Origin of the sequence: Paenibacillus oryzisoli (genome assembly GCF_001653565.1) — a bacterium.
Taxonomy (GTDB): domain Bacteria; phylum Bacillota; class Bacilli; order Paenibacillales; family NBRC-103111; genus Paenibacillus_E; species Paenibacillus_E oryzisoli.
The window spans coordinates 1-14,141 of sequence record NZ_LYPB01000048.1 but is presented as its reverse complement, the minus strand read 5'-3'; the positions used below and the strand labels follow the sequence as shown (position 1 = coordinate 14,141).

Here is a 14,141-nt window from a genome sequence, read left to right as displayed (position 1 = left end):
AACACTTGTATCTCGAAAGTGATGAATATGCCATTTGGAAAACATATCACTTAAATAGTTGCTTCCTATCACCTGATCGAACCGTGTGGAAGTACAGCATGCACTCCTCGAACTCCATTAACAATTTGTGTAATCCTTAAATCAACGACAAGACTAGCTAAAGCTAAGGCTTCTTTACGTTCAAACCCAAATATTTCACTCATGAGATTTAACCATGCCTTCTAACGCGATTATGGATGCTTCGTTCAAATCTTCGTGAAAGCCCATTGTGACCCATGCCGTAGGTGTTTTTGCTCGAGGCATGGTTAAACGAATATCTTCTCTAATGGAAAACGTAAGGTCCACTAATTCCATTGGGCACTCTAATGCTGGACATCCCACTTCTCCATCCCCTTGCGCCGCATGTCCATCTCCGACTGAGAATAGCCCCCCCGATACAGGAACTGGAAGATACAATGTGCTTCCTACAATTAATTCTTTACAATCGATATTCCCTCCACAGGAGCGGGGAGGAAAAGTGGAATGAATCCCAGGTTCATCAGGTGGCATCCCCATTACTCCCATAAAGGGACGCAATGCTATCTTGTGTCCTTTATCGCTTGTTCCAATTATTGAACTTGCATCTAATTTCCAATTAAGGTGAAATTCCTCGCCTTCATGAATACCTAAGCTTTTATTTATTGGATGAGGGAACCCTCCTGCACTATTCCACCCCCATGAACCTTGGCGAATTTCATTAATTTTTATTTCGAGTATCATACCAGGCTCAGCCCCTCGAATGGTCACAGGTCCACAAAGAGCGTGACCACCGTCGCGAGGACATTCTCTAGGTTCAAATTTTTTACGAACGCCTGACGCTGAATATGGCTCGAGCCCCCATCCAGCGTCAAGAGTACTGAAACGAACGATCTCCCCTGAATCAATAGTTAATATAGGTCCAAAATCTCGTGAGAAAGAACCGTGCAATGAATGTCTTCCAGGAAGAATTGAATAAACTGCCATATGTTGTCCTCCAAGACTCCAAGAATGTAATCCGTTACATAATTATTTTACATGAAAAATATGGATATCTCCTGAATGAATTGTGTGATTATTTTGACAAACAAAAAAAGTAGCTTGATTCTGCTTTACTGCCCTTCGTTAATCAGACTACTGATTATACCGGCTGCGTGTTGTGATACGCTCAAACAGCAGCGCGGGGAACCGAGGAACCTTATCTACAAAAGGCATGATTAAATAGTCGTTTCACCACGCTCTACTGCCCTTTAGTTGAGAAACGGCCGCCGATTCATCGGCAGCCGTTTCTTGATTAAGCTATAGTTCCTACTTAGGTTAGTCCATTGTAGCAAATCACGGTTTTATACCTTCTTATCTCATTTTTGATTAAGACTTCAATAAGTTAAATTGCAAATTAACAAAAAATATCATTTTACTTATTTATTGATAGGTTTCCATCAATTCTCTAGCCATATCTTCTTTCACTATAATTTTTTTTCTTCCCGTAATAATTACACCATCATTAGAAAGTTCCTGAAGAACTAAAGAAACCGATTCTCGAGTAGCACCAATCATGTTGGCTAATTCCTGATGTGTCAGAGGTAAATCAATTTTCTGGTAACCATTCTCTTCAACTCCAAATTTTTTAGACAGTTTTGTTAGAAAAAATAGAACTTTACCACGAAGATCACTTAATGCCAGTTTTTCCAATACTTCGTCCCGGTCAAGTAACCGATTACTCAACTCTTCTAAGAGTTTCCAACTGAATTCTGGATGTGTATTTAAAAATTGCTCAAACTGGGCCTTATGAATAGTACAGATATGTGTTTCTTCAATAGTTTCCATATAATTTCCATTAGTACCAAAAGAGAGCGAGCTAATTTCGCCGTAAATACTGCCTGGCCCCAAAATACCAACCGTATATTGCTTTCCTGCCGTGTTTGATTTAGACAATCGAATCATACCTTCAAGAACAAAAAACAATCCATCACTTTTGCTTTCTGGTGTTTGTATTAAAGAGTTTTTAGGCCATGTATTTGTCATGATTGCCATTTGTTCAATTTGCTCTAAGTCTGCTTGTGTAAGTAAATCAAAAATTTTAAGATTTGATAAATTCCTCGGCTTTTTCATGTTAGATAATTCAACTCCCCAAATGATAGTATTCAATGCCTTATATGTGAACCTTTAGATTTGAATTGTTAGGTTCCACGTATACGTTCTTTACTTCTCTTTCGGAACACTGTAACTATTGCTAGTAAAATCGGGAGAATGAGACATGGGAGCAACGAAGATACAGGGTATATAGTATCTCCATATGTGAAGTGATCTGCTGTTCGAATATAACTTCTACTAGCATGAGCAAAAAATAGCAGACCAACTACAAATACAAAAGGTCTTTTTTCCTTTATGTTAAAAATGTTTGCTAACACTAGTGTAAACACATATTGCATAACAACGACGTAGAGTAATGTAAGAACCGTCCATAATCCGATAAGTATGACTTCAATTCTTTCTAAGTATTCTCCAAATTTCACTAATTGTATGGTTGTGAAAAATGGAAATGTTGAGGTCTTAATATAGTTGAAACCTAATGAACCAAGAGTCAAATACGTAATTATGATCATGTAAATCCCTGACATAATAATGGCAACCATAGCGCTTACAAATATTTTTTTGGGTCGCTCAACTCTTGACATTAGAAAACCAAATGTAATTACTTCAGAAAAGTTAAATGTAAATATGTGCATTCCCTGTATGATGACTTCGGATATTTTACTTTGAAATGGAGGAAGGAATGGGTTAGTTTGGATTTCAGGTAATACAAATAGGCAAGTAATAAGAAAACCCATTAAGAAAAATGGCAAGACAACCATATTGGTTCGAGCTAATGAGCCAAGACCTATAAATACACCATATGTAGAACAAATAGCACAAGTAAAGATCAGAACATTTGCATGTGTATTGGGCAATATAATTGTTCTGTAGAACATAGACAATGCTCGAAATCCTCCAGAAGCGGTTTCTAGATTATACAGAAGATAAATGCAAAGCATAACTTTGCCAACCCATTTCCCCAATACTTTATTACAAATTTCGGCCAAATCTATTTGCGGATACTGCCGTTGAACAAAATAAATGAGAGACAGTACGCCAATTCCCATACCTATATTTAAAACATTAGCCATCCAAACGTCCTGCTTTAATACTTTCACTTCTGTTAGAAATAGACCTTCGAATCCTGCAATAAATCCGAATAATAGACAACTGAACTGTATATGAGATATTTTTTCTAAGCCTGCCATTTAGATCCCACCTGTTCACTTTTTTAACAATTCTTGATTTATGTATGCTGATATTGGTGTATACAAAATATTATACAAACTTTCAACTGTTGGCCATTTTTCGCCATAATATGGAGCAAAGTAACCTCCAATAAAACAACATAATACCAACATTAAAATGGCATCAGATGATGACTTTTTGAGCAAATGGAACAAAAAAAAGATTCCATAAATGAGAGAACCGATCATAAAAAAACTATTTACCATTAATGCCCTCCTCCAATGGACGTGGTCATACCCGCTTTGTCTATTTTAACTGAGGCGTGAATTTGTATAGGTATTGTAGGAAAAATATCTTCCCACTCCTTCTGAATGGATTTCCATTCATTTGGTTGGTGTTGTATCATAATTTCAGAGAATCCTAGGATGTCTACCTTTAAATTTTTTTGAAGATGGTCCAAACTTGCTCTCAATGATTCTTCAATATGCTCAGTAGCGGCTCTCTCCATCTGTTTAATGGTTTCCGAATCAATAACGTTCATATCTCGATTCACACTTTCGATGGATGCATTTAATTTCATATCAATTTTCATGACTGGCAAGCCGTTCACAAACTCACTGTGAATTGCTGAATCAGATACATGAAATATAGAAGTAAAATGGATGTCAGATTCCAATTTAATATCCCCAGGGAATTCTAGACTCCTCCATATTTTTTTATTTGATAAAATGTTAACCATTACAACATCGTTCCCATCCAACCAATCAACCAATTTCTCCTTGTATATCACTGCGCCTCCACGCAGTATTAGTACATCATTGGGTTTGGTTTGAGATGGTTTCACAACTAAACTGGCTGCTACGAAACCACGATAAGGATCAGAGAAAAAGTTAACAAAGTCTTTTAAAATGAGTGGGGAACTCTGTCCGAGAAGTTTATTGTTACGTATTTGACCTAATAGATCATTCGAAATGATATCTCCCGACTCGGATTTTAATCTTAATTTAGATGAAGCTTGACCTTTAGTTATGATCGGGAAGGATGTAATTCGGAACTCACGTTTTCTTGTTAGATAATCTACTACCTCATATAAAGAATACCGTGCCGCGTCCTCTCCAATGATGAAAAATTTATTGTGCTGAAAAATGACATTTTTTCCTGCATGAGCCCGCATTTTTTTACCTGCCTCTAACAGCGTACTTCCTGTTTCACTTGTTATCCATTGGTTAAATGCTCCTGCTTTTTCTTGACTTGAGTTTGAAGGCAGAACGCAAAATGTTGTAAATGTAAATTGTTTTGATTTTTGATCATAATCAATGGCTACCGCAGTATCTAGTGCAATATCACTGATTTCGTTAGCGTCGCCCGAGCATCCTTCAGTTAGAATCAAAGTTATACATAATAGTATTGGCCGAACAACTCTCTTCAAATTAATCCCACTCTTTTCCGGACAAATATTTGGTTGGACGTTTTAAAGAATCTCCCAACTTTACATTTTGGCGAGACGAAACTTTTCTAAACTTAACTGGGAATAGAAAAATTTCTTTCAGAACATTCTTCCATTTATCCGATCCAAGCGGATCTAGAAAAAGAACCCCACAGGATCTTAAGGAACATAAGTGGTAGATAATCAGAAATAAACCCACAGATACACCAAATATACCTTGATTGGCCGCAAGAACCATTAACGGAAACCGTAATATGCGAAATGAGATTCCTGTACTAAAGGACGGAACTGTAAAGGAAGCTATACCCGTCATTGCAACTACAATGACCATCGGGCGTGACACAATCCCCGATTGTACAGCAGCTTCGCCTATAATAAGAGCACCAACGATACTGACTGATTGCCCCACAACGCGAGGTAAACGCAAACTTGCTTCTCTTAGAACCTCGAAAGATAATTCCATTATGATCGCTTCAATGAATGTAGGAAATGGTATCCCTGCTTTTGCGGAGAGAAAAGTCATCATAAGTGGGGTTGGAATCATCTCTAAATGAAACGTCGTTAAGGCTATATAGAGAGAAGGTCCCATCAAGGAAATAAACAAGGTGACCAATCGTATGGCTCTCATTAAATTAGCGAAGTAAAATCGTTCATACAGATCTTCTGAAGGATGAAGTATTTCAAAGAATGTGCTTGGCGCAATTAGGGCATTTGGCGACCCGTCCATCATAATTACGATCTTCCCTCGATTTACCGCAGTGACGACACGATCAGGTCTTTCCGTATCCAAGATCTGTGGAAATGGTGAGAAAGTACTGTCTTGGATCAATTCTTCAATTTGTGTACTATCTACCAGCGTCTTGATTTTGATTGCTTCAATTCTCCGCATGAGCTCACGTAGCACATCGTTATCTACAACATTCGCAAGGTAGAGAATCATCACTTTAGTTTGACTCTCTTGTCCTAATTGAACCATTTTCGCTTTCAAATTTGATGATTTCATTCGTCGAAAAATCATTCCTAGATTGATTTGCAAATCATCAGAAAAGCCTTCTCGTGGACCGCGTACGTTAAGTTCAAGCTGTGGCTCGCCAATTGCTCGGGTCTCGTAACCGGGCAGACTCATGGCATATCCTTCAGAATGTCCATCCATAAAAATAACGAAATTGGCATCAGCAACATGACTCGCGATTTCATTCATATCCGTAAGTACTTGTACATCGCCTAGCGAATACAGGGTTTGAAGGATTGTTTTTTGTATATGTCGTTTATCTTTATTTGCTGATAAATCCAAGTTGATTTTTCGGATGATTTGTTCATTTAATCTCTTTTCATCCACGAGAATCGTTAAATATACGATGAATGCTCCACAGTCCAAATCCGAATGAATAAGGTTTCTAACGACAAGCAACTCATTCTCGGTATAGCATTGTTGAAGTTTCTCTAAGTTCATAGCCGCAGATGATGTCATCGATGTTTGGCTCAATTCTAAGTTCCCTCCTCCCTTTCATTACATGAACATTGGATAATTCCCCAAATTCTAGTGTTACCTGTATTATTAGCAATCGTCCCCAGAAGTATGTTCAGTGTTCATAAAAATAGGCGATCGCCTCTCGATTGTATGTCGAGAGGCGATCGCCTGTGTTACTGCTTAAAGATCCCATTAGGTAAAATGTTTACCTGCTGTAATGGTAGTTCCCCATTCACCCAATGTTGTGTAGAAACCAAGTTCTCTAGCTAACAAAAATTCTGCTGCTCTCGTGTAAGGACCTTGACGGTAAGATTTGGATTCTTCTTCAGCCAACCAAACCTCTTTAGAACAGTTCCAGATTTCATAAAATACAACTTCGTCCGGATTATCAACATTTTCATGTACAATTGCATTTACAAAAGTCGGCTCTTTGGACATCGTGTCGAACAAGGGTTTCAAGTTATCAAAGAATGCCTGCTTGTCTGAATTAGGTTTAAGCTGAAAGCGTGCAATAATTACAGTCTGTTCTGTATGATTCATTTGAAAAAACTCCTATTCATTTCTATTTTTTTCTTCTAGAATTTTTATGAAACTGATAACAAATCATGTTAGATTTGAGCCATTCCACCATCCACGAACAGTTCGATGCCGTTTACATAGCTGCTTTCCTCTGAAGCAAGGAACATCACAGCGCTGGCGATTTCCTCTGCCTTGCCCACGCGGCTCATCGGTACGTTATCCTTGGCGGACTCCCCTTGCTTCTATTAAAATAAGTTTACTATTTGGGTTTTCATCAATTTAATGTGTCTAGATACTCACGAACTTGTGCTGGCGTTTTGGCGAGCTTACTGTGCAAATGTGCGATTTTCTCACCATTTTTGTAAACTAATAAACTAGGGATACCACGCACATCATTTTCTTCCGCTATGGGTTGAAACTTTTCAGCATCGATCGCATAAAAATCCTTATCTGTTTGCTCTTCAATAATATCACCAATAAATCGATCCAAGTTCTTACAATCCGGACACCAAGTCGTATCAAATTTCAAAACAGTATATATTTCCCTTGCAATTAGATCTTGATATTGTTCTTTTGTTTCTATTCTATCCATGATCATTCTCCTCTTTTAAGTGATTTATTAGATTATTTAGGGAATTAATTGAAATAAATCATTTAGCGATTCGCTCATCGTGGGATGTGTAAAAATATGGTCTCTAAGATAGGTATAGGATTGGCCTGTTTCCATAGCGATCTGAACAATATTAATCATTTCATGTGAATCTGAACAAAATAGGGAACAACCTAAAATCAATCCAGTTTTTGCATCGACGATTGCTTTTAGGAGACCATCCGTTTCTTCCATTAATTTTGCTCGCGGAATAGCTGCTGCTGGCATGGTGGCCTTATTAATTTCGTAGCCTTGTGCTAGCGCTTGTTCCTCACTCAGTCCCACTCGTGATAAGGGAGGGTCCGTAAACACGGAATAGGGCACATGAAGTCGATCTTCTGTTGTTCTTTGCTTTGTACCGAAAAGGTTATCAACAATAATACGTTGATCATCAAGCGATATATACGTAAATTGTAATCCTCCAACGACATCACCCATGGCATAAATATGAGTAGTTGTCGTTTGTAATCGCTCATTAACTTGTATAGCACCTCGTTCCGTAACTTGTACGCCTGCCTTTTGCAACTGCAAGCCCTCCGTGTTGGGCTTTCTCCCTGCAGCCACTAAAACAGCATCCGCATAAAGCTCATGTGTCTTATTCTCATTATCTCGATAAGTTACAACCACACCTTGTTCACTATCGTGAATAGACTGGACCTCAGTGCCCAGCTTGAATTCGATTCCTTTTTTCTCAAGAGTGGATTGAAGAGCTTTAGCGATATCTCGATCTTCCCTTGAAAGAAATTCACTATGTTTATCCAATACCACCAGCTCAGAACCGAAATTCGCGTACATAGATGAAAATTCTAAGCCAATATATCCTGCCCCGAGGACGATCAGCCTTTTGGGCAGAGAGGTCAATTCCATAATAGAAGTACTTGTATATACATGCTCACTTTCTGAAATTCCTTCAATGGCAGGTATAATGGTTGATGCTCCAGTATTTATATAAATCTTCTCTCCATATATGGTAGTCGATTTTTCATCACTTTGAATTGAAATCTCATGTTGAGAAGAAAATGTCGCTTTTCCCGTATAAATTGTTACCTTATCAAGGTTGTCGAGGTTATCATAATTCTTTTGACGAAGCGTAGAAATCAAGGCAGTTTTTTTATCAATAGCAATTCGATAAGCAGCGGCTTTATCATCGAATTGCTTTAAATGACTTAGCTGTGAATGTTTAGAATAGTGAACTAGAGCCTTCGTTGGAATACAACCAATATTAATGCATGTTCCTCCATACATCAGTTTTGATTGCTCAATGATGGCTACTTCTTGACCTCTTTTAGCCAATGTGGCTGCTAGTGTTTTACCGCCTTTTCCAAATCCAATGATAATGGCCTCATACTTTTTCATTCCGCACATCCTCGTTTTATGACTCAATGAATGAAGTAAATAGCTCTGTCCTCTTAAAAGAATGAGAACTGAGCTATTTTTTTGAGGTGCTTTAGTCACCTGGTTTATCAATAAATATATACAAATGTTGGATCAATCCCTCTTCAATGAAGAAGAAGTCTTCCCCAGTAACCCCTGGTTGCCCCCCAACAGGTCCATAATTCCAAGTGAATTTAGCAACATTATGATGTTCATCTTGAGAGGTTTTAATGAAGACAAACCCTGGGAATTTCCCTTGGACTTCATCAATCAAAGTCATGAGTGCATCATGTCCCCGAAATACTTCGGGATAAAATGGATCTACGACGATACAATCCTGTGCATAAATTTCCTCGATAGCTTTTCTTCTTCGCGCTCGATTGGAATCACTCCAGATAGACAAATGTTTATCTATTATTTCAATATATTTAGACATAAAATTCACCCTAATTGTGCAGTTGTTAACTTACTACCCCATTCGCCCTTTGGCTCTAACCAACTAATACTTCTGTCGACAATTAGCTCACCTAAGGTACCTTCATAATTTTTGCGATATGGCTTCGTAAATTCTTCTTGCAACCAACTATCCCTTGTTCCATGCCATATTTCATAAATGACTAAATCATCTGGCTGATCCAAATCATCAGATACGATAGCACTAATGAATGACTGTTCTACCGACATTTCTTTAATAAGTGAAGAAAGGGCAGTTCGAAATTCCTCTTTTTTACCTGGTTTAGTTTTAAATCGAATATTCAATACAACTTGATGATTTGTATGTGTCATTATAAATTCCTCCTCTTAATGATTGCTGTGTGATGACTTGACTTCATAATCATATATTGTTTTGAAAAATCATTCTGTAATCTAACTTACATATCATGCATCCTTCAATTGCATTTTAGTTAGTATCTATCTAACAGAACGGTTTATACCCAGAAAATTGAATAGTTACGTTCTTTAGCTAAATTGTTTTACCATCTGCTACCGCCAATTTGAGAGTTCCGACAATGAGCATTATTTATTTTTCTTATTACAGTCTGCTTTGATGATTATCACTCTTTTTGAAATATTTATTTACTATATTTTATTTTTTAAAGTACTTAAAAGCCAAAACAGCACATATTTTGTGTTGGCGACAATTAAGTATTTTAGCGTTAAGAAAGGGCGTAGAATAATGGTTATTTATAAAAGGATGAATATTGACGGGTTATCTATATTTTTTCGTGAAGCCGGTAGTTCAAATAATCCGACGATTATCCTCCTTCATGGTTTTCCAAGTTCTTCTCATATGTTCAGAGATTTAATCCCTTGCCTTGCAGACCATTATCATGTCATTGCTCCTGACTACCCTGGATATGGTAACAGCAGCATGCCTTCAACTGTTGAGTTCAATTACACCTTTGAGAACCTGTCTTTAATAATTGAAGAGCTTATCAATAAGCTTTGTATTTCACACTTTTTATTGTACGTGCACGACTATGGTGGACCGATTGGTTTTCGTCTAGCGGTTCGTAATCCAGAGCGCGTTCTAGGATTTGTTATTCAAAATGCTGTAGCTGATGAAAAAGGATTAGGTAAACCATTCGATTTATTTAAAGCGCTTTGGGCAGACCGTAACCCTGTAACAGAAGCAGCATTTTCCACTCTGACAACATTTGAATTTACAAAAAAACAATATTTAACAGGAGTCTGCCAGCCATATTTAGTTGGCCCTGATGGATTTTCAATGGACCAGTTCTTTCTGGATCGTCCTGGTAATAGCCAAATCCAGTTAGAACTCGGCTATGATTATAGAAAAAATGTAGAACTCTATCCACTCTGGCAAAAATATCTTCGAACTTATCAACCCCCAACTTTAATAACATGGGGTAAATACGATTTTATTTTCACTTTGGAAGGAGCACATGCCTTTAGCAATGATCTAAAGTACATTGAAACTTACTACTTATGTGGTGGACATTTTATCCTAGAGGAACAGAGCCGACAGATCTCCGTATTAATAAAACGTTTTTTTGATAGCTTTTACAACTAGTAGTATTTTTAATAAATGTACCAACTCCAAAGAAATAAAGCTGTTGGATTTCCAACAGCTTTATTAATATATCAGCAGAAGTCGATCTGTTTATTAAATTATTCTGCATTCATTTTCTAAACAGCTTCCTTCGTTGTCAATGAACCGCTACTCAGTAATCCGAAGTTAAGCTTTCCAGCGTTATAGGCATCCATACCAGGAGCTGCAGTTGCATCATGGATAACAGCAACTTCAAAACCTTGTTCAACAAGCTCTCGCATATGAGTTGATTCAGGGCCAAAGATTTTGTGAGGACTTGTAACAGCTGTCTTTCCATCTTCTATATAAGGATTATAGGTGCATAAAAATCTACAAGTGTAACACCATGTTATGAGCTTCTTCCATGGCAGAATCTCCACCACCCACAACAAAGATTTTTTTATTTCGAAAAAAGTATCCATCACATGTTGCACAGGTGCTAATACCTCTTCCTACATTTTCCTTTTCACCTGGTATGCCGAGGTATTTCGCGGAAGCACCTGTAGAAATAATTAGGGAGTTGGCTAGAAGTTCTTCTCCACCTCACTATTGATTATGCAAATATTAGATGGCTACATAAATATGGATAATCCTTAACAAGGTGGAACATATTATGCAAAGTACACAAAGTCATCCGAAGAAGAGGGGCAATTTATGAGTAATATTCAAAGGTGGGTAATCGTATTTTTGTTTATATGCAGTACTTGTTTTTACGGTAATCAGCAACCAGTCTTAGCCTTACAAGCAGCACCTCATCAATCACATTCAGGTATGAGGATAGATTCTACCAATACTGCATTAGTGCTTACTGATCCCCAAAATGATTATCTCAGTCCCAAAGGTGCCGCTTATAATTTGATGAAAGAAAGCATTGCAAAGAATCACACAATTGAAAACATAGAGCAACTATTAAAGACGTCAAAAGAAAATAAGTTTAAAGTATTCATATCTCCGCATTATTATTATCCCTATGATCAGAAATGGCTATTTGGCGGAGTTATGGAAGATTGGATGCATTCCAACAAAATGTTCCAAAGAAAAGGCCCTTTAACACTTGATGGCTTCGAAGGTTCTGGCGCTGATTTTTATGATAGTTTTAAACCTCTTCTCGAAGAAACTCATGCGATTATAACAAATCCACACAAAATATACGGACCGGAATCGAATGACTTAGTCTTACAATTGAGAAAAGCAGGAATTACTCGCGTGCTTCTTGCTGGGATGGCAGCGAATTTGTGTGTTGAATCACACATGAGGGAACTTGTTGAACAGGGCTTTGAAGTTGCAGTGATTTATGATGCAACAGCAGCTCCAATAATGAATGGTTTAGATGGAGATTTTGTCGCTAAAACTAATTTTAAAATGATAGCAAGTGCTAGTTGGCCAACTACTGAGGTCATAAAAAAAATGAAATCGAGGCTGAATTAATATACCTAATAAATTTCAAGAAGCTGGATATCCATTTTAAACAGTTTACACATAGTCATACCAAAAATAAGCCATCGACTCATCGATGGCTTATTTTTATTAGATCGAGCCGATATAGTAATGAATCCCTATCAGGGTAATCGTAACTAATTGGTAAATCATCTTCAGTTATTAGATTAAAACCATTTTTCTTGTAAAATTGATGTAATCTTTTTGCAATAGATGGCGTAGCTAGTTAATCCATTATTAATTGCCCGGGCTACCTGATTGTACGCACGGCTTGATGCCTAACAGATTCCTCAGCATCTTCAACGATTTTACCAGACTGATCTATAGTCAAACTAGTTCCAAGCAAAAAAAAGAAACCCGCTGTATTAACACGGATTTCCCTTCTTCTCTGATCAAAAGAATTAGCCTAACTTAATACCAATCGAGGCATTATCGTCAGGTGTTCCCAGCCAATACCCATATTCTATCGCTACTTTGACAAAATGCTGTAAAGCTTCTGGTGTAGGTGGACCTGGTTTCACATTTTCAACTGGAACTCCAATTTCATTGAAAAATTCTCCCATTTTTACTGTCGAGACTACCAGTAATTTTACTGTTTCATTAGAGGAATTTCTCCAAGCGTGTTTCACGTCTCCAGGAATATCAACAGTTTCTCCAGCCTTTACTGTTTTCCAGCTGTCTTCCGTAAACGCCTCAAGTTCCCCTGATAACACAACAAAGGTTTCACGATCATCATGACTATGAACAGGTACAATAACACCAGGCGGAACTTCTGCTTTCATTAGGGAGTAGTCCTTGTTTACCGATAAATCCGTTACAAGTTGAATTTGTGGTCCCATTACATCTAATACTTTTGACATATATGTTTGCCTCCTAATTAATATTGTTTTCAAACGAATGCAGTGACAGTGACTACTAAAGTGATTAGAGAAAAAGGTGAAGGACTACCAAAATTATTGAGCTGCGCAGAAGCTCGTTTTTCAGGCAAACCGTCTTTTCTCTTACTTGCCTCCCTATTATAAGTTTGACCATTCATTTTTTCTGTAACCTATCTAACAATAAGTTCGAGCCATTCTTTAAATCGGCAATCAACCAATTGTAAGTAATAACTAATAGTATCAGTGAATAAATAGTTGTGTTTTGTGAAGAGGAACAAGCATTTTAAAGATTAATGATAACCATAAAAATGGCGTAACAATACTGCAATTACTAATCAGCTTTATCCAGTTCAGTTTTACCTTATACTCTGTAAGTTGTTCAAGCACCAGTAAAATGTATTTCAACTGATTACACAACTACAATTGGACTCTTCTTTATAAGCAATATCCCAACTAGAGTGGTTGCTTCTTTCAATTCTATGCATCAAAACGCTTGTACCGCGCGTCACAAAACTAGCTTGATTTATTTATTCCCTGATCAACTATAGGCAGACATCTTTAAGAGCCATTTTTTAGCCACCGTGGTTTTGTTAGTTTGTAGATCGTAGTGAATTAGGTTTGTTCTGAAACGGAAACGACTGACTTAGCAAAATTGCATCCTATATGCAATCTACCTTACTGAACGATTGTTAAAAGAGAGTACTATATAGAAGCGCAGAAGAAGTAGAAGAATTTAATGAGGATGAGAGAAATAACCGACATCACTTAGTTAGTATCATAGCCAATTGAAAATTAATTAACCACAAGGAGGAATATTATTATTACTTCTGATAATATTAAGAATATTGGTTTTTGGCCAATAATGATTGCAATATTCGTTGGATCTTTCGTATGTGTACTATCGTGAACCACGATCAATATCGGCGTCAAAAAAAAATGACTGCCCCTAAGGGCAATGTCATTAAGTTAAACTCAAGACAAGACCGGGTATAAAAAGTGGAAACAGAAACGGCACGGGAGAAATCTCTGTGCCG

At 37.4% G+C, this 14,141-nt stretch carries 15 protein-coding genes and 2 pseudogenes; 2 read left to right on the top strand and 15 right to left on the bottom strand.

The genetic code is table 11. The features are described 5' to 3' along the window. Window positions 1-195: 195 nt before the first annotated feature. The 12 genes and pseudogenes from A8708_RS04885 to A8708_RS04835 form a co-directional block, all read right to left on the bottom strand. Window positions 196-1,002 carry an acetamidase/formamidase family protein gene (locus tag A8708_RS04885; protein WP_338044176.1) on the bottom strand — a complete coding sequence of 269 codons (807 nt, stop codon included), beginning with the start codon at window positions 1,000-1,002 and terminating at the stop codon, window positions 196-198. A gap of 435 nt (window positions 1,003-1,437) precedes the next feature. Beyond that, entirely contained in the window at window positions 1,438-2,127 is a 690-nt protein-coding gene (locus tag A8708_RS04880; RefSeq protein ID WP_068662402.1) for a Crp/Fnr family transcriptional regulator, read from the bottom strand. A 68-nt stretch (window positions 2,128-2,195) separates the two neighbouring features. After that, entirely contained in the window at window positions 2,196-3,299 is a 1,104-nt protein-coding gene (locus A8708_RS04875) for a GerAB/ArcD/ProY family transporter (protein WP_068662401.1), read from the bottom strand. Between the two features lie 15 nt (window positions 3,300-3,314). After that, window positions 3,315-3,545: a hypothetical protein gene (locus A8708_RS04870; RefSeq protein WP_068662400.1), complete on the bottom strand. Its 231-nt coding sequence runs from the start codon at window positions 3,543-3,545 to the stop codon at window positions 3,315-3,317. Continuing rightward, window positions 3,545-4,708 (bottom strand): Ger(x)C family spore germination protein, encoded by a 1,164-nt coding sequence (locus A8708_RS04865; protein ID WP_068662399.1) that lies wholly within the window; start codon window positions 4,706-4,708, stop codon window positions 3,545-3,547. The genes A8708_RS04870 and A8708_RS04865 overlap by 1 nt, the downstream gene beginning before the upstream one ends. A gap of 1 nt (window position 4,709) precedes the next feature. Next, window positions 4,710-6,212 (bottom strand): spore germination protein, encoded by a 1,503-nt coding sequence (locus tag A8708_RS04860; protein WP_068662398.1) that lies wholly within the window; start codon window positions 6,210-6,212, stop codon window positions 4,710-4,712. Between the two features lie 177 nt (window positions 6,213-6,389). Then, window positions 6,390-6,737: a putative quinol monooxygenase gene (locus tag A8708_RS04855; RefSeq protein ID WP_068662397.1), complete on the bottom strand. Its 348-nt coding sequence runs from the start codon at window positions 6,735-6,737 to the stop codon at window positions 6,390-6,392. A 68-nt stretch (window positions 6,738-6,805) separates the two neighbouring features. Further along, window positions 6,806-6,949: pseudogene (locus A8708_RS34700) on the bottom strand (SDR family oxidoreductase); the annotation flags it as partial. A gap of 41 nt (window positions 6,950-6,990) precedes the next feature. Further along, window positions 6,991-7,308, bottom strand: coding sequence for a thioredoxin family protein (locus tag A8708_RS04850; RefSeq protein WP_068662396.1), 318 nt, complete (start codon window positions 7,306-7,308; stop codon window positions 6,991-6,993). Window positions 7,309-7,344: 36 nt separating this feature from the next. Further along, a complete protein-coding gene (locus tag A8708_RS04845) occupies window positions 7,345-8,721 on the bottom strand; it encodes an FAD-dependent oxidoreductase (RefSeq protein WP_068662395.1) in 1,377 nt (458 codons plus the stop codon). Window positions 8,722-8,812: 91 nt separating this feature from the next. Then, the gene (locus tag A8708_RS04840) at window positions 8,813-9,175 is read right to left on the bottom strand and encodes a nuclear transport factor 2 family protein (protein WP_068662394.1); all 363 of its coding nucleotides are present in this window, start codon (window positions 9,173-9,175) and stop codon (window positions 8,813-8,815) included. Window positions 9,176-9,180: 5 nt separating this feature from the next. Further along, a complete protein-coding gene (locus tag A8708_RS04835) occupies window positions 9,181-9,525 on the bottom strand; it encodes a putative quinol monooxygenase (protein WP_068662393.1) in 345 nt (114 codons plus the stop codon). A gap of 409 nt (window positions 9,526-9,934) precedes the next feature. On the opposite strand from A8708_RS04835, the gene A8708_RS04830 reads away from it, so the two are divergent. Further along, the gene (locus A8708_RS04830) at window positions 9,935-10,774 is read left to right on the top strand and encodes an alpha/beta fold hydrolase (RefSeq protein WP_239696538.1); all 840 of its coding nucleotides are present in this window, start codon (window positions 9,935-9,937) and stop codon (window positions 10,772-10,774) included. Window positions 10,775-10,890: 116 nt separating this feature from the next. Here A8708_RS04830 and A8708_RS04825 read toward each other — a convergent pair whose 3' ends face one another. Together A8708_RS04825 and A8708_RS34695 are read right to left on the bottom strand one after the other, a co-directional pair. Further along, window positions 10,891-11,226, bottom strand: coding sequence for a hypothetical protein (locus tag A8708_RS04825; protein ID WP_068662392.1), 336 nt, complete (start codon window positions 11,224-11,226; stop codon window positions 10,891-10,893). Then, window positions 11,147-11,335: pseudogene (locus A8708_RS34695) on the bottom strand (NAD(P)/FAD-dependent oxidoreductase); the annotation flags it as partial. The pseudogene A8708_RS34695 and the gene A8708_RS04825, both read right to left, overlap by 80 nt. A gap of 111 nt (window positions 11,336-11,446) precedes the next feature. Between A8708_RS34695 and A8708_RS04820 the strand changes: the two are divergent. Beyond that, window positions 11,447-12,220 (top strand): cysteine hydrolase family protein, encoded by a 774-nt coding sequence (locus A8708_RS04820; RefSeq protein ID WP_082927278.1) that lies wholly within the window; start codon window positions 11,447-11,449, stop codon window positions 12,218-12,220. A gap of 410 nt (window positions 12,221-12,630) precedes the next feature. Here A8708_RS04820 and A8708_RS04815 read toward each other — a convergent pair whose 3' ends face one another. Next, complete coding sequence (locus A8708_RS04815) at window positions 12,631-13,089, bottom strand: cupin domain-containing protein (RefSeq protein WP_068662391.1); 459 nt, start codon at window positions 13,087-13,089, stop codon at window positions 12,631-12,633. Window positions 13,090-14,141 lie beyond the last annotated feature (1,052 nt).

Coding starts and splice junctions, on each gene's coding strand:
- A8708_RS04855 (WP_068662397.1), bottom strand. CDS start 6,737: ATGAATCATACAGAACAGACTGTAATTATTGCACGCTTTCAGCTTAAA.
- A8708_RS04835 (WP_068662393.1), bottom strand. CDS start 9,525: ATGACACATACAAATCATCAAGTTGTATTGAATATTCGATTTAAAACT.
- A8708_RS04830 (WP_239696538.1), top strand. CDS start 9,935: ATGAATATTGACGGGTTATCTATATTTTTTCGTGAAGCCGGTAGTTCA.
- A8708_RS04845 (WP_068662395.1), bottom strand. CDS start 8,721: ATGAAAAAGTATGAGGCCATTATCATTGGATTTGGAAAAGGCGGTAAA.
- A8708_RS04875 (WP_068662401.1), bottom strand. CDS start 3,299: ATGGCAGGCTTAGAAAAAATATCTCATATACAGTTCAGTTGTCTATTA.
- A8708_RS04880 (WP_068662402.1), bottom strand. CDS start 2,127: ATGAAAAAGCCGAGGAATTTATCAAATCTTAAAATTTTTGATTTACTT.
- A8708_RS04820 (WP_082927278.1), top strand. CDS start 11,447: ATGAGTAATATTCAAAGGTGGGTAATCGTATTTTTGTTTATATGCAGT.
- A8708_RS04850 (WP_068662396.1), bottom strand. CDS start 7,308: ATGGATAGAATAGAAACAAAAGAACAATATCAAGATCTAATTGCAAGG.
- A8708_RS04840 (WP_068662394.1), bottom strand. CDS start 9,175: ATGTCTAAATATATTGAAATAATAGATAAACATTTGTCTATCTGGAGT.
- A8708_RS04885 (WP_338044176.1), bottom strand. CDS start 1,002: ATGGCAGTTTATTCAATTCTTCCTGGAAGACATTCATTGCACGGTTCT.
- A8708_RS04870 (WP_068662400.1), bottom strand. CDS start 3,545: ATGGTAAATAGTTTTTTTATGATCGGTTCTCTCATTTATGGAATCTTT.
- A8708_RS04815 (WP_068662391.1), bottom strand. CDS start 13,089: ATGTCAAAAGTATTAGATGTAATGGGACCACAAATTCAACTTGTAACG.